The organism is Fructilactobacillus sp. X2R1C1 (assembly GCF_059901435.1).
In genome coordinates this window covers 339,591-362,962 of the sequence record NZ_JBWXUV010000002.1, presented here as the reverse complement: position 1 = coordinate 362,962, position 23,372 = coordinate 339,591, and the positions used below count along the sequence as shown (strand labels likewise).

The window sequence follows — 23,372 nt, the reverse complement described above, 5'->3', positions numbered from 1 at the left end:
TTGGAGGATTAGCTCAGCTGGGAGAGCATCTGCCTTACAAGCAGGAGGTCACAGGTTCGATCCCTGTATCCTCCATAACGTATGGTCCGTTGGTCTAGTTGGTTCAGGACGCCTGCCTGTCACGCAGGAGATCACGAGTTCGAGTCTCGTACGGACCGTTTGTTGTGGGTAACCCTTGCAACATTAATTAAATAGTTTTATTATTATAAATGTCATAAAAGACAATGGCTCGGTAGCTCAGTTGGTAGAGCAACGGATTGAAGCTCCGTGTGTCGGCAGTTCGATTCTGTCCCGCGCCATTATATGGAAGGATAGCGAAGTCTGGCTAAACGCGGCGGACCGTAAATCCGCTCCTTCGGGTTCGGTGGTTCAAATCCACTTCCTTCCATTTTATTTATAGGGATATCGTACAACGGTAGTATACCGGTCTCCAAAACCGTTGATGTGGGTTCAATTCCTACTATCCCTGTTTATGATGTTATGGCGGTAGTGGTGAAGTGGTTAACACATCGGTTTGTGGTACCGACACGCGTGGGTTCGATTCCCACCTACCGCCCTTTTGATTGCTTGGTTCCAGTAGGGAAGGGCAGTTGTTAAGGCTTAGTGCCTTTATGGCGGTATAGCCAAGTGGTAAGGCAGAGGTCTGCAAAACCTTCATCACCGGTTCAAATCCGGTTACCGCCTTTGTTTTACTGCTTTAGCAATCATTAGCATGCCGGAGTGGCGGAACTGGCAGACGCGCTGGACTCAAAATCCAGTGATCATTGCGATCGTGTGGGTTCGAACCCCACCTCCGGTATAACATAGTTATATAGCTTATCTTAGCAAATCAAGAACGTTGTTATGACAACGTTCTTTTTTTATACTTTGATCTACTGTGTATAGTTTATTTAATTTTTAAGTGGGTCACACCCTTTAAATACGTGTTAGAAATAAAATGGCCAAAATAAAAAGCCATCGTAAAATGACTTTTTATCTTATTATGTTTTATTGGTTAATTTGACCTAAGTTGTTTTTATTAATGGCATACTTAGCTTGTTCAGGGGTGTATCCCTCAGCTTCAGAAGTTAGCTGATCGTAAACTTGTTGAGCTGATAAATGTTGTTCTTTCGAATAGTTTTTTGCTGATTTAACCGCGTTTTCTTGATAATCTTTAACACTGAATTTATTAACGGCCGATTGAGCCGCCTCTGGTTTAAATTTGTTTCCAGATTGTGATGTTAGTTGAGTGTATAAACGCTTCTTAGACATTGGAACAGATTCCATATAGCTTTTAGCGGTGTTGTATGCATTATTGCTCTCAGTGTTTGCGCTATCAGTTGTTGAAATTGCCGACGCCGTTTTAGACGTACTCTCTAGTTTTACTTTTTGGGATGTTTGACTGTCCGATGTGGCAGAACTACTTTTATTTTTATCACTGTTACTTCCAACAACGAAGATTACTACAAGTATGATAATTGCAATTATGATCCAAACCCAGAATCGTTTATACCATTTCTTTTTTTGTTTTTCCTTTGCCATAACAAACTCCTTATATTAGCTTTTAACGTCAATCGGTTTTGGACGTATTTTATAATCATACTGATTATTTATTATTTAATAACACCCGAAACACTACCTATTTAGTATATCAAAGTAGCATAAATAAAAAAATCATCAACTTAATCTTTAGTTGCTGACTCATAATTATTGATGATAAAGTAGTTTTGTCAAAATAGTTGACGTTCCTTATTCTATCGTACACGCGGCAAAGATTGAGGGAGAGGTCAGGTAATTAAGTTTTCTTCTTGCTAAGTAACACTGATCTGACATATACTAATAATGCAGGGATGAGTCCGGGTACATTAAGGTTCTGTTGATCCTTCATTGTTGTTAATTTATTAACTGCCCGGACTTAGACCTGTTTTTTGATGGCTAAGTTAATTATGATAATTGATGCATTAAGATGAAAATAGGGATCACCAAATGGTGATCCCTATTTTCGTTTATTTCGAAGTTTTATTTTTAACTTTTTCAATTTTAATTTTTGTTTCTTAAGCTTTAACTTTTGTTTTTTTAATCGTAACTTTTCACGCTTAAGTCTTGCTTCACGTCTCCCAAGCACATTGATCAACCCCTTAATTGAACTAGTACTTATGATACACTCTTCTTTTTTTATAATCCAATCATCATTTTCATAGCTAAATTTAGCTTTTAAATCACTTTAAGAATTACTATAATTGGTTCAATGTAAATTTTGGTTATCATTTTAATTCAAGGGAGGAAAAAAATGGAAAACGAAAATAAGTACGAAGTTCATCCCATTCCAATGAACGAACGCAACATGAGCTATTGGGATATGTTTGCTAACTGGTTTGGAGCAAACGCTAATAATGGAACTTGGTTTATTGGGGGTATTATTGCCGCTTGTGGTTTATGGGGCGGTTTTAGTGCTTTGATGATTGCCTCAATTATTTCATATCTGTTTCTAAGTTTAATTGGATATGAGGGGTATAAAACGGGGTTATCGACGACAACTTTGAGTCGGGCGACATTTGGAATCAGGGGAAGCATGATCCCATCGGTTGTCAATTTAGTGATGTTTATGGGTTGGACCGCGGTTAATACTTTTATTGCGGCAACTTCATTATCCTATATTTTTAATTCATTCTTTGGTTGGCCAATCTTTGGGAAGCCTGGTGGAACGTTCGGTTTAGTTGTCGGAATTCTGGTTATGAGTATTTTACATATTCTTAGTGTTATATCAGGACAACGATCCATTAGAATTATTGAAAGAGTTGGAATTATTCTAGTTATTGTTTTTGTAATATGGGAAGTCTTGGTAGTGTTTAGAGATGTTTCGTTTACCCAACTTGCTCATTATATGGTTCCCAAAAAGGATCGGATGCCGTTTGGAGCAGCAATTGATAGTCTGGCTGCGTTTAACTTGGCATGGGTTACCAGTGGAGCTGATTTTACTAGATTTACTAATAAAAAGCGTGTTTCAACAAGTGCACCATTTTTTGGAGCTTTACTAGGGGCAGTCAGTTTTGCATCCATCGGATTATGCACTACCATCAGTATTGCCATTACGTCTGGAGTCTATGATCCCAATAATTCTGATCCAAGTACAGTGGCCAATAAATTGGGTCTAGGAATGATTGCAATGATTGTGATTGTCTTAACCAGTATGACCGCTAATGCTGTTAATTTACAGGCGGCTGGATCAGCATTAACGAATATGTATCATAAATTGACATTAAAACAGTCGTTGTTGATTGTCACCGTGGTGGCGATGATTTTAACCTTTACCCCACTTTTAAGTGGAAGCTTTCTTTCTGCTTTTACGGCCTTCCTTGATTATATTGGGATGTTTTTAGGTCCAATCATTTCCATTATGCTAGTAGATTATTTTCTTCTTAATGATCGTGACTACCGTTTGGAATCATTTGGAGATCCGAAAGGAGAGTTTTGGTATAGCCATGGGGTGAATTGGTTTGCGTTTGCACTTTGGATTTTAGGAATTTTGTTATACTTAATGTTGAAAAATGTTGCAATTGTTAAAAATACCATTGGAGCAACTTTTATTGTAATGGCAATTATTGCTGTTCTCTACTACGTTATCGGTCGGGCGTTAGAAAGACGGGACAAATAAAATGATTATTAAACAGGGATATATTGAGAATTCGACAAAAAAACAAGACATTTTAGTTAAAGATGGAAAGATTAAAGAGATTGGTGATCACATTGATGATCCTAAAGAAGAGGTGATTGATGCGAATGGTAAATTAATTATTCCACCATTTATTGATTCACATGTCCATTTAGATTCGACTCTGACAGCCGGTGAACCCCGGTTTAATGAAAGTGGAACCCTATTTGAGGGTATTTCAATTTGGTCTGAGCGAAAACAAAGCTTATCTGAAAAAGACGTTAAGGGGCGCGCCATTAAAACGCTCAAGAATCAGGCTGAACATGGAATTCAGTTCGTTAGAAGTCACGTTGATACTACTGATCCCAATCTTACCGCTCTTAAAGCACTTCTTGAGGTAAGGGAACGGGTATCTAGTTTTATTGATCTCCAATTAGTTGCTTTTCCACAGGAGGGGATTCTATCATTTCCACATGGCAAAGATTTACTAACGGAAGCTGTCAAAATGGGAGTTGACGCCGTGGGTGGAATTCCCCACTACGAATTTAATCAATATTATGGGCGTGATTCACTGAAGCTTTTGATGAACTTAGCTGTAAAATATGACAAACTTGTTGACGTTCACTGCGATGAAATTGATGATCCCAATTCCAGAAATTTGGAAGTTCTAGCTACTTTGGCGTATGAATCAGGACTAAGTGATCGGGTGACTGCAAGTCATACAACGGCTCTTGGATCGTATAACGATGCATATGCCGATAAGTTGATGAGAATTCTTAAGATGTCAAAGATTAACATGGTAGCCAATCCACTAGTTAATATGCATTTGGGTGGTCGATTTGATACTTACCCTAAACGACGTGGTCTAACGAGAGTCAAGGAACTTTTAAAGCATGGAATCAACGTCTCGTTTGGAGAGGACGATGTAAAAGATCCGTGGTATCCAATGGGGAACGGTAACATGTTGGATGCGCTTTACGTTGGTATTTTAGCGAGTCAATTGATGGGGTACCATCAAATTATGGATTCATATAAATTGGTTACTACCAACGCTGCTAAAACTTTACATGTTAGTGATCATTATGGAATTGAGAAGGGGAAACCCGCTAGTTTCTTAATCTTTGATACAGATAATTTTTATAATGAAATTAACGAAAGAAGAACGCTTTTATACTCGATTAGAAACGGGAAAGTTTTGGTTAAAAAACAACCAGAAGAAGTTCAAACTCATTTTGATTAGGTTTTAGTCAGTGGACTTCACTTTCATTTTCCTTGTGATATGATGAACGTAAAGATTACATTGAGGAGGCAATTATAATGGTAGAAGAAGCTAATACCGAGATCCCTAAAACTATGAATGCTTGGGAAATTGTTAAACCTGGACCGATTAACGGAAGGAAATCTCCCTTAAAATATGTTAGAAAAGACGTTCCAGCACCTGGTGATGGTGAAGTCTTGGTTAAGGTATTAACGTGTGGAGTTTGTCACACGGATTTACACGTTACCGAGGGTGATCTGCCAGTCCATAAAAAAGATCTAACTCCTGGACATGAAATTATTGGTAAAGTAGTTAAAAATGGTCCCCGTACTCGTCGATTTAAAATTGGTGATCGAATCGGAATCCCATGGTTACGGAAAACATGTGGTGTATGTAAGTATTGTCGTTCTGGTAGAGAAAATCTATGTCCATATTCTAAATATACGGGATGGGATCATGATGGTGGCTATGAGGAGTATACAACCGTTCCAGAAGGATTTGCTTATCGAATTCCAGAACGGTTTAATTCGCTTCAAGCAGCCCCACTGCTTTGTGCTGGAATCATTGGGTATCGGGCTTTTGAACGTGCTAACATTCCAGCTGGTGGTACCCTTGGAATTTATGGCTTTGGTGGGTCTGCTCACATCACCGCGCAATTGGCGATTGATCAGGGAATTGACGTTCACGTCTTTACACGAGGTGAAGATGCCAAACAATTTGCCTTGTCACTTGGGGCAAAATCAGTCAATAACACATATGATATGTCGCCCGTTCCTCTAGATTCATCGATTATTTTTGCACCAGTCGGTGAGGCTGTTCCTAATGCGTTGAAAAGTTTAGCTCCCGGAGGTACTTTAGCATTAGCCGGAATTCATATGACTGATATCCCTCAGATGAGTTACGAAGAGCATATTTTTCACGAAAAGAACTTAACGAGTGTTGAAAGTAATACGAGAAGTGATGGCGAAGAGTTTTTGACTTTAGCTGATCGTTTACACATTGAACCTGACGTTACTGAATTTCCACTTTCAAAGGCGGATGATGCCTTGAAAAGGGTTGCTAAAGGTGATTTGAAAGGTGCTTGTGTTTTAAACGTAGGGTTATAGAGTAATTAGCTTATAAGTAAAGTACAAGTGATGCCAAAACGATAAACCTTTTTGTTTGGAGATTTTATTGACAAACAATCATAAAAAATATATCATTTCAATTAAATAAATCTTTAAGTGTGTCCAGTGAGGCAGCAAGATTTCGAATTTTAAAGTGATACTGTAAAACTTTATTTAATCGAAGACTGTTGTCCCTTGGACAGCAGTTTTTTTATTAGAGAAGGGGAGTCAGTATAAATGTCTCAGAAAAAGGACTATGTATTAGGAATTCATGACCGTCCATCACCACTAAAATGGATCGGACTTTCCTTGCAACACATGTTTTCAATGTTTGGCAGCACAGTAATTGTTCCATTGTTAGTCGGTTTAAGCCCAAGTATTGCACTTTTTGCTTCAGGAATTGGGACGTTACTGCATATCTTAATTACTAAGGGGAAAATTCCCGCTTACATGGGATCAAGTTTTGCCTTTGTCACTCCAATGATGGCACTTATGAAAACGACTGGAGTTTCAGGAGTTTCTCAAGGAGTGGTTGCGGTCGGCTTAGTTTATGTGGTTGTGGCTATGATCATTTCATTTATTGGATCTGATTGGATTGATAAGATCCTACCACCAGTGGTAGTGGGGCCGATCGTAATGGTGATTGGACTATCACTTGCAGGGAGTGCTGCCCAAAATGCAATGATGGATCATGGAAAATATAGTTTGGTTTTCTTTAGCATCGCGATGGCCACCCTGTTTTTAGCAATTTTTTTCAACGTTAAATTAAAGGGATTCTTGGGATTAATTCCGATTTTATTGGCAATTGTCTGCGGGTATTTAATTTCGATGGCGTGTGGATTAGTTGATATTCACGCAATTGCCACTGCTCCATGGTTTAAAATGCCTCCGTTTCATATCATTGGCACCGAGCGAGGCTTCAAGTTTGACTGGAATGCCATCTTGATTATGGCTCCAATCGCTTTTGTTACGATGACCGAACACATGGGTCATTTGATGGTACTCGGCGAAATGACTCACAAGAATTTCTTTAAGAATCCAGGTTTAAATCGAACGCTTGCTGGGGATGGAGCCGCATCGCTTGCAGCTGGAATTCTTGGTGGACCAGCGGTAACTAGTTATGGCGAAAATATTGGAGTCATGGCAATTACCAAAGTTTACAGTGTTTGGGTCATAATCGGAGCAGCGATTTTTGCCATGATCTTTGCGTTCGTGAATAAGTTAAATGTTTTAATCATGCAAATGCCACTCCCAGTTATTGGTGGAATTAGTTTTCTCCTATTTGGGACAATTGCTGCTAATGGTGTCAAAGTGATGATTGACAATAAATTGGACATGGATAAGAAACGCAATTTAATGATTGCGTCGGTTATCTTGGTAATTGGAATTGGTAATGCATATATTCAAATTGGAAGTTTCCAGTTTACTGGAGTGGCTTTAGCAACTGTGATTGGAATCGTTTTGAACCTTCTCCTACCAAAAGACGAACATGATGATCCAGATCTTGAAGATCAATCTGTTGACCCAGTGAAGAAATAGTAATATTATGATTTTATGTTAAAGAACACGAGAGGGGAAACTGACTATGTGTAAACCATGTTGTTGTAAAAAAGATTTGACGAAATCTGACAACACTTTTGGTATGCACTCAAAGGTTTCTCTATAAATGATATTAATTTATTATAATTATGAGAGGACTGGTGGATCCAGTCCTCTTTTTTGTGTTCTTTTGTGATTATTTAGGAGGTAGCATCATGAAAAAGTTACTTGTCTGTTTAAATTTTTAGAGTAAAATAAACATAGCGAGTTAGTTAATTTTGCACAATATATTTTAATGAATGGGGATTTTAATTATGAAGAAAAGATGGCCTTTACTTTTACTAACAGGAGTGGCCGCGTTGGCTCTTACCGTTACCGCATGTGGGAAACAATCTGAGACTAAAAAGCCTGGGACTTTGACGGTTGGTATGGAAGGAACTTATGCTCCGTATTCTTACAAGGATAAGAACGGTAAGTTAACCGGCTTTGAAGTTGATTTGGCTAATGATGTTGCTAAAAAGATGGGGATGAAGGTTCAATACAAGTTAACTGGATGGGATTCATTAATTCAGGGACTCAATTCTAATTCTTACGATGTTATTTTTAACAATATGGCAATTAATCCAGCTAGAAAAAAGCAGTATCGGTTTGCCACTCCATACATTTATTCAAAGGCAATCATGATTACTAAGAAAGATTCACCAATTAAAAATGCTCAAGACTTTAAGGGTAAGAAGGTCGCTGAAGGTACTGGTACTGATAACTGGAATAACGCCGAAAAGCTGCATGCTAAACCAGTTACTTCACCAGACTTTAATACTTCAATGCAAATGATTGATCAAGGTCGTGTTGTTGGTGCCTTAAATGCTCAGCCAGCATGGCAAAGTTGGTATGCAAGCCATAAAGATACTGACCTTCAAGCTAAACTAGTTCCAACTAATGTTATTCCACAAAGTCAAATTGCTCCAATGATGAATAAAAAGTCTGCTAAGTTAAATAAACAAATGGACAAAGCAATTAATGAACTTCGAAAAGATGGTACCTTGAAACGACTATCAATGAAGTACTTTGGAGAGAATATTACCGATAAATAATATTAGTTAGGAGCTTAAAGAATTATGTGGGACATTATCATTTCATCATTACCGAGTCTCTTAGAGGCAATGATTAAATACACCATTCCACTAACAATTATTTCATTCTTTTTTGGTTTAATTCTTGCGATTGTTACCGCACTGATAAAGTTTTTAAAACCACATGGGAATGCATTTGTTAGAGTTATGTGGGGCATTTTTAGAGCCATTGCAGATGTATACGTGTGGGCTTTTCGTTCCACTCCATTATTGGTTCAGTTGTTCATTATTTATTTTGGTTTACCGAACTTGCAAAATTTCATTCCCGGTTTTAATTTTGAAATTCCGGCCTTTACGGCAGCAATAATTGGGTTTTCGTTAAATACTGGTGCTTATGCTTCGGAAACCATTCGGTCAGCTCTGATGTCTGTTCCCCAAGATCAATGGGATGCTGCGTATACTCTGGGTTTTAGCACCACTCAAACCCTGTGGTACATTGTTTTACCACAAGCAGCACGAATCGTACTTCCTCCACTATCTAATGAATTTATTGGATTAGTTAAGGATACCTCTCTTGCAAGTACGATTACCATCACAGAGATGTTTCAGGTTAGTCAACAAATTGCGGCGCACAACTATCAGCCACTACTTATGTACACAGAAGTAGCCGCTCTTTACGCTATTTTGTGCAGTATTTTAACGATCCTTCAACACTATCTCGAAAAGCGTTCTTCAAGATACTTAAAGGGGGATGAAGGCTAATGATTAAGATTGAAGACATTGTAAAAAAGTACGATGGAAAAACCGTTCTGGATAAAATTAGCACGGAATTTTCTGAGGGAAAAACGACCGTAATTGTTGGTCCTTCTGGTTCTGGAAAGTCAACGTTGCTACGTTCCCTGGACTTGTTGGTTCATCCCGATTCAGGCGTAATTAGTTTTCCCAATTTTTCGTTAAACTACGCGGATAAGATTACCAGTAAACAAAGTAAGGAATTACGAGCACAGACTAGCATGGTCTTTCAAAATTGGAATCTTTTTCCTAATTTACGGGTGATTGATAACATCACGGCTGCACCAATCCATGTTCATAAGATTTCGAAAAAAGATGCGGTAGCTCAGGCAGAAAAATTATTGAAACGGGTTGGTCTTGAAAAATATGCTAATTTCTATCCCGATGAATTATCTGGAGGAATGCAACAACGAATCTCGATCTGTCGGGCATTGGCAGTCAAGCCTAAGTACATTTTATTAGATGAACCTACCAGTGCGCTTGATCCGGAGTTAGAGACGCAAGTTTTAGAAATGCTGGAAGAGTTAGCTGATCAGGGACAGTCAATGATTATGATTACTCACAACATTGAGTTTGCTAAATTATCTGCTGATAAAATGTTATTCATCGAAAATGGTGAGAAGATTTTTGATGGATCAAAGGACGAATTTTTTAATAACCCTTCGCCAAGAATCAAAGAATTTTTAGATGCAATTTCTTTACAGTAAATAAAAATGAGGACTTCATATTTTGAAGTCCTCATTTTTATATGAAAGTTGCTAATCCAATAATTATAAATGAAAGTAAACAATTTTCTGGGGTTTCTTTTTCGCTGAAGATTTGAATTCCGTATGAGATTAATACTAAAGTAATTAAAATTGCACATTTTAATAAGGGAAAATTTGCTAGCAGAAGCGCTGCAAAGATTAAAATGAAGATAAAGTTTAATTTAGTTTCAAGTCGGTGATTAAAGAACGGAACAAAGAACAAACAGTATAAGCAAAATAGAATTCCAACGTTTACGAGGACACTTGATTCTAGGTATTGGTTATCGAGATAACAAAAAGAAATGACCGGAGCAATTGAATTTAAAAAGGAAAAGCAAACCAGTCCATAGTAATTTTCGAGTTTAAATTTGGGCATCATTACAATGATGTTGGTGATTCCAAGGATGACAAACAGGATGATTAATAAGATGGGAAACAAGGAGACAATCGCTAATAACACTGGGATGACGTTGAGAAATAAATTGATCCTCGGATCATAACGAATGATGAAAAGTAGAAGGGAAGCCGACCAAAGAAACTCTGATAGGATTAGCACCACCAGTCTGGTATTCCATTGTACTGATAGTAAGTCTACTTGCGAAGCAAAGAGCCATATTAGTGTATTCAAGATGATGAATACCGTAAGAATTAGGGCATGTAAGGTGGTTTGATTTTTTTCAATAAAAGTTTTCATAATATTATCCTTTTTGTATTAATAAATCCATGTTAATCAATTATGTAAATTTGTTCAATGGAGGTTTTGTGTGCTTTTTAATTACTTGCGAATATGTTATTATTATAAAGTTATGAGCAGATTCCCGATAGGATTCACGAAGAGTGAAGTTGCCTTGTAACCACAAACAATAGGGGGGAATAAGAATGTCAGAAAAGCGTTTATTTACTTCTGAATCAGTTTCAGAAGGTCATCCGGATAAAGTTGCCGATCAAATTAGTGATGCAATCCTGGATGCAATTTTAAAAAAAGATCCAGATGCACGAGTTGCCTGTGAAACCTCAGTTACTACAGGGCTTGTATTGGTGTTTGGTGAAATCTCAACTAGTGCCTATGTTAACATTCAAAAAGTTGTTAGAGATACAATTCGTGAAATTGGTTATAATGATCCTAAATACGGATTTGATGCAGACAGTGTTGCTGTGTTAGTTTCACTTGATGAACAGTCACCAGATATTGCGCAGGGAGTTGATGAGTCGGTTGAGACTCGTGGTGGAGACGTCGATCCTCTTGATAAGATTGGTGCTGGGGACCAGGGAATTATGTTTGGTTATGCAGACAGTGAGACTCCTGAGTTAATGCCACTCCCAATCTCATTGAGTCATCATTTAATGCAGAAGCTTTCTAAGCTTCGTAAAAATGATTCTATTCCTTATCTTAGACCGGATGCCAAAGCGGAAGTAACGGTTGAATACGATCAAAATGATGATCCTAAGCGTGTTGATACCGTGGTTTTAAGTACCCAACATGATCCTGATGTTACTCAAGAGCAGATTCGAAAAGATGTTATCGAGAAGGTCATCAAAACGACGATTCCATCTAAGTATCTTGATGAGAACACTAAGTATTTAATCAATCCAACCGGAAAGTTTGTGGTTGGTGGACCCGTTGGGGATGCCGGTTTAACTGGAAGAAAAATCATTGTTGATACATATGGTGGGGCAGCTCATCATGGTGGCGGTGCTTTTTCTGGGAAAGATGCGACTAAGGTTGATCGTTCTGCAAGTTACGCAGCACGGTATATCGCTAAAAACATTGTTGCGGCTGGACTTGCAAAAAAGATTGAAATCCAGTTGGCATATGCCATTGGGGTTGCTGAACCAGTCTCAATTTCAGTTAATACGTTTGGGACTTCAAAAGTTTCAGATGATAAGTTAGTTGCTGCCATTAGAAAAGTATTCGACTTGCGACCGGCTGGAATTATTAAGATGCTTGATTTAAAGCGGCCAATTTATAAACAAACAGCTGCTTATGGTCACTTTGGAAGAACGGATGTCGATCTTCCATGGGAACACACCGATAAGGTAAAAGAGTTACAAAGTTATTTTAAATAGGATTTAAATGACGACCTTCAATGGTCGTTTTTTATTGTATCAAACAGAAAGATGATGAAATATGAAGGGTAAAACAAACGTTAAAGTTGTGACAATTGCATTATTTGTTGCCACATTTATGAGCGCAGTTGAAGGAACCATTGTTTCGACGGCAATGCCCACGATTGTCGGTGATCTTCATGGGGTGTCGTTGATGAACTGGGTTTTCTCAATTTTTCTTTTGACAAATTCAATTGCCACCCCAATTTATGGGAAGTTAGCCGATCAATTAGGTCGTAAATCGGTTTTTATATTTGGTCTGGTGGTCTTTGTCATTGGTTCCATGTTGTCAGGAATGTCCAATAGTATGGGAACATTGATTTTATGGCGAGCAGTTCAAGGAGTCGGTGCAGGAGTGATTATGCCAGTATCATTTACCATTATTGCTGACATGTATTCTTTTGAAAAACGAGCTCAAGTGGTTGGTTTAAATGGATCAGCGTGGGGAATCGCCTCGGTGGTTGCACCGTTACTAGGTGGATTTTTGGTTGACAATCTTTCTTGGCACTGGGTTTTCTTCATTAATGTTCCGATTGGGATTCTGACAATTATTTTGATTGCATTATTTTTACACGAACCAAAACGCAAGATTGAAAGTAAGATGGATCTACCTGGCGTCGTCTTAATTGCGGTTCTTTTGTTTTCGGTTATGTACATGTTCCAAGTCTTAAGTGAAGCTCCAATCAATTGGATAATGGTGATTGGATGTTTAGTGGTCGCAATTATCAGTGGATTTTTGTTCTATCGGCAGGAGAAAAAAGCAACTGATCCACTAATTCCAATTCAGATGTTTAAAAGTCGGACATTTGTCACCCAGAATTTAATTGCGGCTCTTATTAGTGGTTTTATTTTTGGATATGAGGTTTATTTACCCGATTGGACTCAGGGAATTTTGGGATTAAAAGCCACAATGGCGGGCTTTGCGATCACACCCAGTTCCGTTCTATGGCTGGTTGGCTCTTTTATTTCGGGAAAAATGATTCTGAAGTATCGGCCACAACAGATTATGAACTTTAGTTTGGCATTTGTTTTGCTAGGAGCAATTTGTATGGTCCTGCTTCCGATTACTACGCCATTTTGGGTTTTCTTTGTTCTTTCAGCCGTTTTAGGAACTGGCTTTGGAATTACCATTACTACTTCCACCGTTACGGTTCAAAACGAGGTTTCACCAGAACACGTTGGGGTGGCTTCTTCGTTTAATACCCTGAGTCGGACCCTTGGTCAAACAATTATGATTTCCATCTTTGGAATTGTGATGAACACTTCGATGGCAAAAGGGGTTAGTGAACATCCAGGGACTAACTTAAAAATGATGAATACACTAATTAATCCCCAGACGGCGGTTAATTTATCCAAAAAAGTTCTGCCCGTACTGCATGAGATTCTTTACAGTGCCATTCATCATATCTTTATTTTGGCTTTATTATTAGTGATTTTATCGTATGTTGTGAACTGGTTTGACCATAAAAACACGCAAAAGAAAACGAACTAACATTACTTAGCTCGTTTTTGAATTGCCACTAGGATTGGTGGATCATTGATTTGATTGATAAATTGATATTTTAAAACGTGGTACCTGTGCTGATTGAGACTACTAGCAAATTTTAAAACCTGCTCCTTTTCTTCTTTACCGCCAGCGTGACCATAGTACAGTACTAAAATGATGATTCCGTTAGGAGTTAAACATTTAAGAATATCACTGATGGCTTTAATGGTGGTTTTGGGTTTTGTTATGATTCTTTTGTCACCAGTGGGAAGGTATCCTAAGTTGAAAATTGCGGCCGCAATTGGACTGTTCTGAACGTATTTCTTAACGTTTTCATGTCCATCAAGAATAACTTGACATTGTTTTTGCTCACCGTATTTCGTTAAGCGTTGTTTGGTGGCTAAAACGGCATTCGGTTGAATATCAAAGCTAAAAACATGGCCGTTTTTACCAACAAGTTGAGCTAAATAAAGGGTATCGTGGCCTAGTCCGGCCGTTCCATCGATTACGGTTTCACCTGGTTTAACAATTTGTTTTAGTAGGGTATGGCTAAAATTTAATGCTGATTGTAGTTTCATTTGAAACACCTCACTGATTATTATATCAGTTGTTTGTGATTAACTTGTTTTTTTGGATAAAATTTGGTAGAGTTTATTTAATCATACAATATATCATGTAGGTGAAGTATTAGATTGTTTTATTTTTCAGAAACCAAGTGGGTGATGCAAACTTGGAAATAGAATGATTGAACTTATCATCGAAGTTTTAACCGAATTAAAAGTTAAACGTTTTTCCGCGTTATGGAGTCAAGGGTCTCTTATGAGAAATTTAGGTGGTACCGCGGAACCTCGTCCTATAGAATTGTTTTTCTATAGGCTTTTTTTATGGTGACTTTTAACGAACTAATAAGGAGTGAATTTGATGGCTTACGATCATTCAAAAATTGAAAAGAAATGGCAAAAGTATTGGGATGATCACCAAACTTTTAAAACCAGTGATAAACAAGAGAAAGATAAATATTACGTGCTAGACATGTTTCCTTATCCATCGGGTCAAGGGCTTCATGTCGGTCATCCAGAAGGTTACACTGCCACTGATATCATGGCGCGCTTTAAGCGAATGCAGGGTAAAAACGTCCTTCATCCAATTGGATGGGATGCCTTTGGGCTGCCGGCAGAACAATATGCGTTAAAGACCGGTCACAACCCACGTGATTTTACGAAGAAAAACATTGACAATTTTAGACGTCAGATTAAATCGCTTGGGTTTTCCTATGATTGGGATCGTGAAGTCAATACTTCGGATCCTAGTTACTATAAATGGACCCAATGGATTTTTGAACAGTTGTACAAAATGGGATTAGCCTATGAAGATGAGATTGAGGTTAATTGGGCCCCCGATTTCATGGGTGGAACCGTTGTTTCAAACGAAGAGGTTGTTAATGGAAAAACTGAACGTGGTGGTTATGACGTTTACAGAAAACCTATGAAACAGTGGGTTTTGAAAATCACTGCCTACGCTGACCGTTTGTTAGATGATCTTGACGATTTAGACTGGCCTGAAAGCATTAAACAAATGCAACGAAATTGGATTGGCCGTTCCGTTGGGGCTAGTATCTCATTTGATGTAAATGAAGAAGACGAAAAGATCGAAGTCTTTACTACTCGTCCTGATACTATTTATGGGGTGGCTTACCTGGTGCTTTCACCGGAAAATCCGATTGTAGATAGGATTATGACACCAGAACAAAAGGCCAATGTAGAGAGTTATCGGGCTAAAATTGCCTCTAAATCAGATCTTGAAAGAACTGATTTAAACAAAGATAAATCGGGAGTATTTACCGGAGCTTACGCAATTAATCCTGTTAACCAAAAAAGAATTCCAATTTGGATTGGTGATTACGTTCTGCCAAGTTACGGAACCGGTGCAGTCATGGCCGTCCCCGCTCATGACCAACGGGATTTTGATTTTGCTAAAAAATTCAATCTGCCCATCATTCCAGTGATTGAGGGTGGTGATGTTGATCATGCACCTTACACGGGCGATGGGGTTCACATTAATTCCGGTTTTCTTGATGGATTGAATAAGAAACAAGCTATCGATAAAATTATCGAATGGTTAAAGGATCATCATGCTGGTAATAAAAAGGTTAATTATCGATTACGTGATTGGATTTTTAGTCGTCAACGTTACTGGGGTGAGCCCATTCCAGTAATTCACTGGGATGATGGCACAACTTCCTTAGTTCCAGAAGACCAGTTACCATTACGACTTCCTAAAGCGGCTGACATTCAACCGTCTGGAACCGGAGAGAGTCCGTTAGCCAATCTTACTGACTGGGTGAACGTGACAGATAAAAACGGTCGTCATGGTAAGCGCGAGACTAATACGATGCCACAGTGGGCCGGCAGTTCATGGTACTACTTAAGATACGTTGATCCTCATAATGATAAAATGATTGCTGATCCGGAAAAATTGAAGTACTGGCTTCCAATTGATTTGTACGTCGGTGGTGCTGAACACGCCGTTCTCCATTTGTTGTATGCGCGGTTTTGGCATAAGGTGCTCTATGATTTAGGGGTAGTGCCGACAAAAGAACCATTCCAAAAACTAGTTAATCAAGGTATGATTCTTGGTACTAATCATGAAAAAATGTCAAAGTCCAAGGGAAATGTAGTTAATCCCGATGATATTGTTAAACAGTACGGTGCTGATACGCTGCGACTGTATGAGATGTTTATGGGACCACTTTCTGAATCTAAACCGTGGAATACAGATGGAATTGTTGGTGCTAATCGTTGGATTAAACGAGTTTGGCGCTTATATATGAATGATGACAATACGATAAGTAAGGCGATCGTTGATGACAATGATGGTAGTCTTGATAAAATTTATAACCAAACCGTTAAAAAGGTGACTGATGACTTTGAAAACATGCGTTTTAACGTTGCCATTTCTCAAATGATGGTTTTCATCAATGAGGCATATAAAGCACAAAAGTTGCCTAAAAAGTACGCTGAAGGGTTCATTAAACTTCTTTCACCAATTACGCCACACGTTGCCGAAGAATTATGGCAAAAGTTAGGTCATGATCATTCCATTGAACTTGCCAAATGGCCCGAAGCTGATGAAAGTAAATTAAAAGAAGACCAAGTTGAACTGGTGGTTCAGGTTAATGGAAAAGTGAGAGGTCACATTAAAGTTGGCGTGGATGCTGGGAAGGACGAGTCTGAAAAAGTTGCTTTAAATGATGAAAATGTTAAATCATTCCTTGATGGAAAGACTGTTAGAAAGGTAATCGTCGTTCCAAAGAAAATTGTTAATATTGTTGCAAATTAAGCTTGAATAAATTTGAAATTATTTTTCGAAATGGTTAAAATTTATATTTGTAACGTGAAAGTAGGGGAAATTTGTGAACAACGATTTCGAACAAGATGAATTAGAAAAAGAAGAAATTGAAGATAGTGAAAGATCACAAGGTAAGATGGTTAAAGGATCAGCCTGGATGACCATTGGAAGCATCCTCTCACGAATTCTTGGTGCCATTTACATCATTCCTTGGCGATTGATTTTTGGAGCGTCATTGTTTCCGCTTGCCAACACGTTGTATACCATGGGTTACAACATTTATAGTGAGTTTTTGACAATTGCCATTGCGGGGATTCCGTCGGCGGTTGCAAAAGAAGTGGCCCATTATAATGCGTTAAATGAGTATGGGGTAAGTGCGCGACTTTATAAGAAGGGAATTACCCTTTCGGTTATTACCGGAGTCGTTTGTGCACTTTTAATCTATTTTTTTGCTCCAATCTTAGCTGGTAGTGGGGGTAAAAATGCGGTTCCGGTGATTCGTTCGTTAGCATGGGCCGTCCTAATTATTCCTGCGATGAGTTTAACTCGTGGATATTTTCAAGGCTTCCAACAGATGGCTCCGTCAGCAATGTCACAATTTGTTGAGCAACTCGCGCGTGTCATTTACATGTTGGCTTCAGCCTTCTTCATTATGATCGTGATCCACGGAAGTTGGGTAACCGCCGTTACCCAGTCAACTTTTGCCGCCTTCATCGGTGCTATTTTTGGTTTTTTAGCACTAGGATGGTATTACTGGCGACGACGTGATCATTTTCAGGGGCTTATTGCTTCAAGTGATAACGCTATTAACGTTAAGACTAACGATCTTTATAAAGAAATTATTAGTCAAGCGGTTCCGTTTATTATTCTTGGTTCTGGCATTACCATTTTTCAATTAATTGACCAATATTCCTTTTTTAGTATTATGCGTTGGGCAACTAATTATACTAATACTAATTTACAGTATATTTATGCTATTTTTGCGGCTAATGCGAATAAATTGATTATGATTGTGGTTTCGTTAGCTTCCGCCTTGGCAATTACCGTAGTTCCGTTGCTTTCTGAAGCCCGAACCAAAGGTGATATTCATTCAATTAGTAAGCAACTTAGTAATGCGTTAATTTTATTTGAATTCGTCATGCTTCCTGCAGCTTTAGGGATGGCAGCTATTGCTGGTCCGATCAACCGAACCTTTTATGGAACCGCCAATATGGATTTAGGAGCGGACATTTTAACGTTTTCTGCTATCATTTCAATTAGTCTAGGCTTGTTTACGGTGGTTACCGCATTAATGCAAGGAATCTCTGAAAATAGACGAGCAGTTAAATACTTTGTGGTTGGAATTGTAATTAAGTTAGTGGCGCAAGTTCCTTTAGTTTACTTCTTTGGAGCTTTTGGAGCCTTAATGGCAACCGCAGTTGGATTTACAGTTGCTAACTATCTGATTGTGCATTCCTTAAGACATGAGTTTGGATTGGAAATGAGTAGTATTAAATCTAATTCTGTTAAAATTTTAGCGTTTGCTTTGATCACATACTTTGTGGCCTTAATTGTAGTTTATGGAGCTAACTTCTTGTTTGGGATGGTAGTTAATTATAATAGTTCACTAATCAGTTTGTTTGTTTCGATTTTGGCTACGTTAGCTGGTGGATTTGTGTACCTATTCTTGGTACTTAAAAGTCGGGTAGCTGATAAGGTCTTAGGAAATAAGATGCAAAGTGTAAGGAAGTTTTTACACATTCGATAAAAAAAGAAGATCCAGTCAGGATCTTCTTTTTTTATCAGTTAAATTCATGCTTCGTGTTCATGCATGAATCGTGGAAGCTGTTTTGAGATTTGATGAGGGAGAACTACATACTGAGTGGCAGCTAGTTCATCGGCAATTGCACTGTGAGAATAAACAGCCGCTAAAACAGCATCTACCTCGTCGTCAAATTGGGCAACAAACCCACCGATAATTCCAGCAAGAGTGTCTCCCATTCCTCCAGTCGCTTGAGCAGGCGTTCCAGTTGTATTTTGGTATACTTCATCTGGGGTATAAACCTGAGTACGATCAGATTTAAGAACGACAATCCCACCAATTTTGTCGCGGGCTTCTCGGTTACGTGTCTCAGTTTGATCGGCCATTTTAATTCCGGATAAACGTTGCCACTCCATTTGATGCGGGGTAAAAATTAATTTGGCTTGTGGTAATTTTAACCCACGTTCAGCGATCATCGTGATTGCCGAACCATCAATTAGGAGGATTTGATCGGGGGTGACATTATCAAATACGGTTTCCATAATTTCACAACTATGATCATCGGTCCCAAGCCCAGAGCCAATGGTAATAACTTTCATAGCTTTAATGAGTTGAACCATTTGATCAGTGTCGTTATAGTCAGCAAACATTGCTTCGGGTAGCCAAGAGTGGAGCGCACTTTGATTCGTTGGATCCGTGATAGTAGTTGTGAGTCCAACGCCAGAATAAACTGCTCCAAGCGAACTCATTATGATTGCACCACCAAAGTTTTCGTTTCCACCAACTAAAGCGATTTTACCGTAAGTTCCTTTAAAACTATTTTTGGGTCGAATGCGAATGGTTTTAGTTAGAATTGATTTATCAATTTTCTTCATTTTGTTCACCTCGAATGCATTATATCATGCATTGGTTGAATGTTCTCCAAATGAGTTGTTACTTTCTTGATTATGTTAGAATAAGGAATAACTAAGTAGGAGGGTATAACATGGCAATTGACTGGAAAGATAAAGCACAAAATTACAAAGATGATTACTTAAATGACTTAAAAAAATTGATTTCAATTGATAGTTCAAGGGACTTGGAGCACGCAACGGACGAATACCCATTGGGCCCAGGTCCAGCTCATGCATTACAACAGTTTCTCTCTTTTGGTGATCGTGATGGGTTTACCACCAAAAACATTGATAACGTAGTGGGATACATTGAGTATGGTTCAGGCGATGAAACCATGGCAATTTTGTCACATGCTGATGAGATGCCCGGTGGCGCAGGTTGGGATTCCAATCCATTCGAACTAAAGCTTGTGGGTGACAATGCAATTGGTCGAGGAGTTTCTGATGACAAAGGACCAGGACTTGCCGCATATTATGGATTAAGAATGCTTAAAGATGCAGGGATTCAACCGAAGGTCAAAATTCGCTTGATAATTGGAACGGACGAAGAATGTGACTGGACTGGAATGAAACGCTATTTTGAGGTTGAACCAGATCCTTCATTTGGATTTTCGCCAGACGCCGAGTTTCCCTTGATCAATGGGGAAAAGGGTAATGTGACGCTTGAAACGCATTTTGCTTCCAATAAAAGTGATGGTGAGAACACCCTGATGCATTTTAATGCCGGATTGCGTGAAAATATGGTACCACGTGATGCAGAAGCTGACGTTGTTGCTGCAGATGTCTCCAAAATGGCCGATGAATTTGAAAAATATTTAGATAGGGTTCCCGTAACTGGAAGCTATGAAATTGAAGGGAACAATATTAAAATCAGTGTAGTCGGGAGAGCAGCACATGGAATGGAACCTAAGAACGGCATCAATGCTGGAACCTATTTAGCTGACTTTTTGGTTGATTATAGTTTTGATACTAGTGGTGCTAATATCCTGAACTTCATCGACGAAAAACTGCATGATGATTCTCGTGCTCATAAATTGGGGCTTAATTTTACTGATGATGTGATGGGAGAACTAACCATGAACGTCGGTCTAATGAATTTTGATCATGAAAATGGTGGGATGGTCAACACTAACTTTAGGTATCCCAAGGGGATTACTACTGATAAAATTTTAGCTAAAGTTCAAGATGCCGCTGATCGGTTTAACGGGTCAACCAAACAAATTTCGCAAATGGTGCCCCACTTTGTTGATGCAGACGATCCCATTGTAAAAACCTTAATGGGTGTTTATCGCGATCAAACTGATCAGGATGACGCTCAACCAGAAGTTGTTGGTGGTGGTACGTATGCGCGAATGATGAAACGTGGGGTTGCCTTTGGAGCACTTTTCCCAGGAACAGAGGACACGATGCACCAAGCTAACGAATACACACCTGTTAATGATTTGATTTTGGCAATGTCGATTTACGGTCAGTCAATTTATGAATTGTCTAAGTAGAGATAAAAAAACTTTGAACATCGTGTTCAAAGTTTTTTATCGGATCGTTTTTAATTTTTCATCAATTTTTGCCAATACCTTAGAAACGTTTTGGGGATCTTCTAGATCGTACTTTTGAAGATTAATTTTCATCTTAGGACTGACGTTGTATTCGTCATACCATTTTTGGTAAGCTTTCCACATTTTGTAATAATATTCTTCCAGTCCTGGATCGTTGTCCCATTGTTCATAGTCACGACCACGCTTTTTGATTCGGTATAAGATGGTATCGAAATCGCTGTAGGCATAGACTAAAAGGTCAGGACTTGTTTTTGGAAGCTCTTTAAGTTCATCCATCATATTGTCAAGCAGCTTTAAATAAACTTCTAATTCAACGTCAGAAATATTTCCCTCAGCATTATTTTCTTTGGTGAAAAGCGCGTCTTCGTAAATAGATCGATCCAACACGTTGTTGTCTTGTTTTAACGCCTTTTTAATCATCGAAAAACGTTTATTTAAAAAGTATATTTGAAGTAAAAAACCATACTGTTTTGGATCTTTATAATAAAGTGGCAAAACAGGATTGTCTCCCACTGGCTCGTAGAAGGGCTCTGTTCCATAATGTGCGGCAATTTTTCCCGTTAAGGTTGTCTTACCGACACCAATCATTCCAGCTGTAATAATCACCATGCTTAGCTCCTCTTTTAGTTTAATAACGTCTTTTAGTATATCATTTCGAATCAGTTAGGTTAACGATGGATTTGAACACTAATTTTCCTTCTTTGTTTCAGACGTTATTATTATGGTATTCTATGTTAGTGGAAAAATTTGGAGATGAATTGGATTAATGAAGTGGGAAATGAGTTTAATTAAATTTTTGAAAAGAGCCGTTGTATTTATTGGACTAATTTTTTTGATTTTTGCGGTTCAAGTACCAGTTCAAATGATTGGAATTCACGATTATCATGGATTCAAGACTTTTCTTTATGGAACTTCTTACATTGTTATTTTTCTTGTCGTAATTAGTTTAGCGCTATGGGCTTATCGAAGTGTGTACAGACAACGAAGTCATCGGCTTACTGGTCACGATTTAAAGATTATTTTATTGTCAATCTTTAGCTTTTTTGTTATTGAGATTGTGCTTCAAGTTTTAAATAAATTGATTTTTAACCAACTGGGAACAAAGAATAATAATGCCATTTTAAGTCTTTTTCAAAGTAACATGACGGTGTTGGTTTTGATGAGCTTTTCGGCGATTTTTTTATCTCCAGTGTTAGAGGAATTGGTGTTTAGGGGATTTTTTATTAATGCCTTTTTTAATCAAAATGCATTTTGGCTGCCAATTGTTTTTAGTGGATTACTTTTTTCTTGTGGTCATATGAGTTCGAACGTGATTAGTTTTATGATTTATGCTATTTTGGGAATGATTTTAGCGTATGTATACAAGAAGACTGGGAAGATTGAAGTTTCGATTGGGGTCCACTTTTTAAACAACTTAATTGCAACCGGATTTATGCTAATGGCAGCCTTATAGTGGTGGAGTGAAAAATGGATGTAGTTGAATTTAATTATTTTAATCAATTAAAGAATCAATTAGTGGCGGCCGATGAAGAGTTGGAGCAGCTTAAAAAGCAGTATTTACACTGGATCATGAATCTTGATCAACTCAAAAATGATTATGACGTGAACACAATTGATGAATTAGCTAGTGTTTTAAACGATGGGGATGACGATCAAAAGTCAGAGGATTTAAAAAATGCCCTACTCAATAATGATAAGGATTATTTGTTGAATCGGATGAAAGAGTTGAATAATACTGACTTTCAGAAGTGTAACGTAATTAATCAACGAATTCATAATTTAACCCAAAAATTACGTGAAGTTGAAATATTTTATAAGAATGTCGTTATTCCGATAGTTAACGAGATGAAGAAGAGTAAAATAATAGAGGTTATTGGCGTTTTAAGTTCTAGAAATAGTAGTGACGTGGTTTTGAACTTTAGATTTTTATCGAGTTTTGCCGAATTTCAAAGAGATTTTCATAAAGAGATGTACGTTGATGCAATTATAAAGGGTCATCTTAAGGATAAAAGTGTAATGACAATGATGATTACTCAAGATAATTATCCAAACGAATATGATATGACCCTGATGAAAGATATGGAGGAAGATTAACTA

Annotated in this window: 19 protein-coding genes, 8 tRNA genes, 1 riboswitch and 1 other annotated feature; of the genes, 22 read left to right on the top strand and 5 right to left on the bottom strand. The window is 38.1% G+C overall.

What is annotated here, in order from left to right; all coding sequences use genetic code 11:
- The first annotated feature begins 2 nt into the window (after window positions 1-2).
- The 8 genes from AC6UDG_RS04815 (at window position 3) to AC6UDG_RS04780 (ending at window position 799) form a co-directional block, all read left to right on the top strand.
- Window positions 3-75 (top strand) — tRNA-Val (locus AC6UDG_RS04815).
- Window positions 76-83: 8 nt separating this feature from the next.
- Window positions 84-158 (top strand) — tRNA-Asp (locus AC6UDG_RS04810).
- 68 nt (window positions 159-226) lie between these two features.
- Window positions 227-299, top strand: a tRNA-Phe gene (locus AC6UDG_RS04805).
- A 6-nt stretch (window positions 300-305) separates the two neighbouring features.
- A tRNA-Tyr gene (locus AC6UDG_RS04800) sits at window positions 306-388 on the top strand.
- 10 nt (window positions 389-398) lie between these two features.
- A tRNA-Trp gene (locus AC6UDG_RS04795) sits at window positions 399-469 on the top strand.
- A gap of 14 nt (window positions 470-483) precedes the next feature.
- Window positions 484-556 (top strand) — tRNA-His (locus AC6UDG_RS04790).
- A gap of 57 nt (window positions 557-613) precedes the next feature.
- Window positions 614-684, top strand: a tRNA-Cys gene (locus AC6UDG_RS04785).
- Between the two features lie 30 nt (window positions 685-714).
- Window positions 715-799: transfer RNA gene (locus AC6UDG_RS04780), tRNA-Leu, on the top strand.
- A gap of 188 nt (window positions 800-987) precedes the next feature.
- Here AC6UDG_RS04780 and AC6UDG_RS04775 read toward each other — a convergent pair.
- Window positions 988-1,521, bottom strand: coding sequence for an Ltp family lipoprotein (locus AC6UDG_RS04775; RefSeq protein WP_500706650.1), 534 nt, complete (start codon window positions 1,519-1,521; stop codon window positions 988-990).
- Window positions 1,522-2,269: 748 nt separating this feature from the next.
- Between AC6UDG_RS04775 and AC6UDG_RS04770 the strand changes: the two genes are divergently transcribed.
- The 7 genes from AC6UDG_RS04770 to AC6UDG_RS04740 all read left to right on the top strand — a co-directional run bounded on the left by AC6UDG_RS04770 (window position 2,270) and on the right by AC6UDG_RS04740 (window position 10,106).
- Window positions 2,270-3,634 carry a purine-cytosine permease family protein gene (locus AC6UDG_RS04770; RefSeq protein ID WP_500706648.1) on the top strand — a complete coding sequence of 455 codons (1,365 nt, stop codon included), beginning with the start codon at window positions 2,270-2,272 and terminating at the stop codon, window positions 3,632-3,634.
- Window position 3,635: 1 nt separating this feature from the next.
- On the top strand, window positions 3,636-4,871 hold the full coding sequence (codA, locus tag AC6UDG_RS04765) for a cytosine deaminase (protein ID WP_500706646.1): 1,236 nt from the start codon (window positions 3,636-3,638) through the stop codon (window positions 4,869-4,871).
- 77 nt (window positions 4,872-4,948) lie between these two features.
- Window positions 4,949-5,995, top strand: coding sequence for a zinc-dependent alcohol dehydrogenase family protein (locus AC6UDG_RS04760; protein WP_500706644.1), 1,047 nt, complete (start codon window positions 4,949-4,951; stop codon window positions 5,993-5,995).
- 237 nt (window positions 5,996-6,232) lie between these two features.
- The gene (locus tag AC6UDG_RS04755; protein WP_500706643.1) at window positions 6,233-7,534 is read left to right on the top strand and encodes a uracil-xanthine permease family protein; all 1,302 of its coding nucleotides are present in this window, start codon (window positions 6,233-6,235) and stop codon (window positions 7,532-7,534) included.
- Window positions 7,535-7,848: 314 nt separating this feature from the next.
- A complete protein-coding gene (locus AC6UDG_RS04750; protein WP_500695746.1) occupies window positions 7,849-8,628 on the top strand; it encodes a transporter substrate-binding domain-containing protein in 780 nt (259 codons plus the stop codon).
- A gap of 24 nt (window positions 8,629-8,652) precedes the next feature.
- On the top strand, window positions 8,653-9,369 hold the full coding sequence (locus AC6UDG_RS04745; protein WP_500693619.1) for an amino acid ABC transporter permease: 717 nt from the start codon (window positions 8,653-8,655) through the stop codon (window positions 9,367-9,369).
- Window positions 9,369-10,106 carry an amino acid ABC transporter ATP-binding protein gene (locus tag AC6UDG_RS04740; protein WP_500706641.1) on the top strand — a complete coding sequence of 246 codons (738 nt, stop codon included), beginning with the start codon at window positions 9,369-9,371 and terminating at the stop codon, window positions 10,104-10,106. Before AC6UDG_RS04745 ends, AC6UDG_RS04740 begins: the two co-directional genes overlap by 1 nt.
- A 37-nt stretch (window positions 10,107-10,143) precedes the next feature.
- Here AC6UDG_RS04740 and AC6UDG_RS04735 read toward each other — a convergent pair whose 3' ends face one another.
- Entirely contained in the window at window positions 10,144-10,839 is a 696-nt protein-coding gene (locus AC6UDG_RS04735; protein ID WP_500693621.1) for a hypothetical protein, read from the bottom strand.
- 105 nt (window positions 10,840-10,944) lie between these two features.
- A riboswitch (SMK box riboswitch) is annotated at window positions 10,945-11,027 on the top strand.
- Here AC6UDG_RS04735 and metK point away from each other — a divergent pair.
- Both metK and AC6UDG_RS04725 read left to right on the top strand, forming a co-directional pair.
- Entirely contained in the window at window positions 11,025-12,212 is a 1,188-nt protein-coding gene (metK, locus tag AC6UDG_RS04730; RefSeq protein ID WP_500706639.1) for a methionine adenosyltransferase, read from the top strand. It overlaps the preceding riboswitch by 3 nt.
- A gap of 61 nt (window positions 12,213-12,273) precedes the next feature.
- Entirely contained in the window at window positions 12,274-13,743 is a 1,470-nt protein-coding gene (locus AC6UDG_RS04725) for an MDR family MFS transporter (protein ID WP_500706637.1), read from the top strand.
- A 2-nt stretch (window positions 13,744-13,745) separates the two neighbouring features.
- Here the strand turns inward: AC6UDG_RS04725 and mnmM are convergent, their stop codons facing one another.
- A complete protein-coding gene (gene mnmM / locus AC6UDG_RS04720) occupies window positions 13,746-14,315 on the bottom strand; it encodes a tRNA 5-(aminomethyl)-2-thiouridylate-methyltransferase MnmM (protein WP_500706635.1) in 570 nt (189 codons plus the stop codon).
- 87 nt (window positions 14,316-14,402) lie between these two features.
- Window positions 14,403-14,596, top strand: a binding site (T-box leader).
- Window positions 14,597-14,658: 62 nt separating this feature from the next.
- On the opposite strand from mnmM, the gene leuS reads away from it, so the two are divergent.
- Both leuS and AC6UDG_RS04710 read left to right on the top strand, forming a co-directional pair.
- Window positions 14,659-17,076 carry a leucine--tRNA ligase gene (gene leuS / locus AC6UDG_RS04715; RefSeq protein WP_500706633.1) on the top strand — a complete coding sequence of 806 codons (2,418 nt, stop codon included), beginning with the start codon at window positions 14,659-14,661 and terminating at the stop codon, window positions 17,074-17,076.
- A gap of 73 nt (window positions 17,077-17,149) precedes the next feature.
- Window positions 17,150-18,832, top strand: a complete 1,683-nt coding sequence (locus AC6UDG_RS04710; protein ID WP_500693626.1) for a putative polysaccharide biosynthesis protein — start codon at window positions 17,150-17,152, stop codon at window positions 18,830-18,832.
- Between the two features lie 44 nt (window positions 18,833-18,876).
- Here AC6UDG_RS04710 and AC6UDG_RS04705 read toward each other — a convergent pair whose 3' ends face one another.
- On the bottom strand, window positions 18,877-19,701 hold the full coding sequence (locus AC6UDG_RS04705) for an NAD(P)H-hydrate dehydratase (protein ID WP_500706631.1): 825 nt from the start codon (window positions 19,699-19,701) through the stop codon (window positions 18,877-18,879).
- Window positions 19,702-19,811: 110 nt separating this feature from the next.
- Between AC6UDG_RS04705 and pepV the strand changes: the two genes are divergently transcribed.
- Window positions 19,812-21,215 (top strand): dipeptidase PepV, encoded by a 1,404-nt coding sequence (gene pepV / locus AC6UDG_RS04700; RefSeq protein ID WP_500706630.1) that lies wholly within the window; start codon window positions 19,812-19,814, stop codon window positions 21,213-21,215.
- Between the two features lie 36 nt (window positions 21,216-21,251).
- On the opposite strand, the gene AC6UDG_RS04695 is transcribed toward pepV, so the two are convergent.
- Window positions 21,252-21,884, bottom strand: a complete 633-nt coding sequence (locus AC6UDG_RS04695; protein ID WP_500706628.1) for a deoxynucleoside kinase — start codon at window positions 21,882-21,884, stop codon at window positions 21,252-21,254.
- Between the two features lie 157 nt (window positions 21,885-22,041).
- Between AC6UDG_RS04695 and AC6UDG_RS04690 the strand changes: the two genes are divergently transcribed.
- Both AC6UDG_RS04690 and AC6UDG_RS04685 read left to right on the top strand, forming a co-directional pair.
- Window positions 22,042-22,728: a CPBP family glutamic-type intramembrane protease gene (locus tag AC6UDG_RS04690; protein ID WP_500706626.1), complete on the top strand. Its 687-nt coding sequence runs from the start codon at window positions 22,042-22,044 to the stop codon at window positions 22,726-22,728.
- Between the two features lie 14 nt (window positions 22,729-22,742).
- Window positions 22,743-23,369 carry a hypothetical protein gene (locus tag AC6UDG_RS04685; RefSeq protein ID WP_500706624.1) on the top strand — a complete coding sequence of 209 codons (627 nt, stop codon included), beginning with the start codon at window positions 22,743-22,745 and terminating at the stop codon, window positions 23,367-23,369.
- Window positions 23,370-23,372 lie beyond the last annotated feature (3 nt).

Bases quoted from the DNA above. Each gene is read 5' to 3' on its own strand.
- AC6UDG_RS04775 (WP_500706650.1), bottom strand. From the start codon at position 1,521: ATGGCAAAGGAAAAACAAAAAAAGAAATGGTATAAACGATTCTGGGTT.
- AC6UDG_RS04770 (WP_500706648.1), top strand. From the start codon at position 2,270: ATGGAAAACGAAAATAAGTACGAAGTTCATCCCATTCCAATGAACGAA.
- codA (WP_500706646.1), top strand. From the start codon at position 3,636: ATGATTATTAAACAGGGATATATTGAGAATTCGACAAAAAAACAAGAC.
- AC6UDG_RS04760 (WP_500706644.1), top strand. From the start codon at position 4,949: ATGGTAGAAGAAGCTAATACCGAGATCCCTAAAACTATGAATGCTTGG.
- AC6UDG_RS04755 (WP_500706643.1), top strand. From the start codon at position 6,233: ATGTCTCAGAAAAAGGACTATGTATTAGGAATTCATGACCGTCCATCA.
- AC6UDG_RS04750 (WP_500695746.1), top strand. From the start codon at position 7,849: ATGAAGAAAAGATGGCCTTTACTTTTACTAACAGGAGTGGCCGCGTTG.
- AC6UDG_RS04745 (WP_500693619.1), top strand. From the start codon at position 8,653: ATGTGGGACATTATCATTTCATCATTACCGAGTCTCTTAGAGGCAATG.
- AC6UDG_RS04740 (WP_500706641.1), top strand. From the start codon at position 9,369: ATGATTAAGATTGAAGACATTGTAAAAAAGTACGATGGAAAAACCGTT.
- AC6UDG_RS04735 (WP_500693621.1), bottom strand. From the start codon at position 10,839: ATGAAAACTTTTATTGAAAAAAATCAAACCACCTTACATGCCCTAATT.
- metK (WP_500706639.1), top strand. From the start codon at position 11,025: ATGTCAGAAAAGCGTTTATTTACTTCTGAATCAGTTTCAGAAGGTCAT.
- AC6UDG_RS04725 (WP_500706637.1), top strand. From the start codon at position 12,274: ATGAAGGGTAAAACAAACGTTAAAGTTGTGACAATTGCATTATTTGTT.
- mnmM (WP_500706635.1), bottom strand. From the start codon at position 14,315: ATGAAACTACAATCAGCATTAAATTTTAGCCATACCCTACTAAAACAA.
- leuS (WP_500706633.1), top strand. From the start codon at position 14,659: ATGGCTTACGATCATTCAAAAATTGAAAAGAAATGGCAAAAGTATTGG.
- AC6UDG_RS04705 (WP_500706631.1), bottom strand. From the start codon at position 19,701: ATGAAGAAAATTGATAAATCAATTCTAACTAAAACCATTCGCATTCGA.
- pepV (WP_500706630.1), top strand. From the start codon at position 19,812: ATGGCAATTGACTGGAAAGATAAAGCACAAAATTACAAAGATGATTAC.
- AC6UDG_RS04695 (WP_500706628.1), bottom strand. From the start codon at position 21,884: ATGGTGATTATTACAGCTGGAATGATTGGTGTCGGTAAGACAACCTTA.
- AC6UDG_RS04690 (WP_500706626.1), top strand. From the start codon at position 22,042: ATGAAGTGGGAAATGAGTTTAATTAAATTTTTGAAAAGAGCCGTTGTA.
- AC6UDG_RS04685 (WP_500706624.1), top strand. From the start codon at position 22,743: ATGGATGTAGTTGAATTTAATTATTTTAATCAATTAAAGAATCAATTA.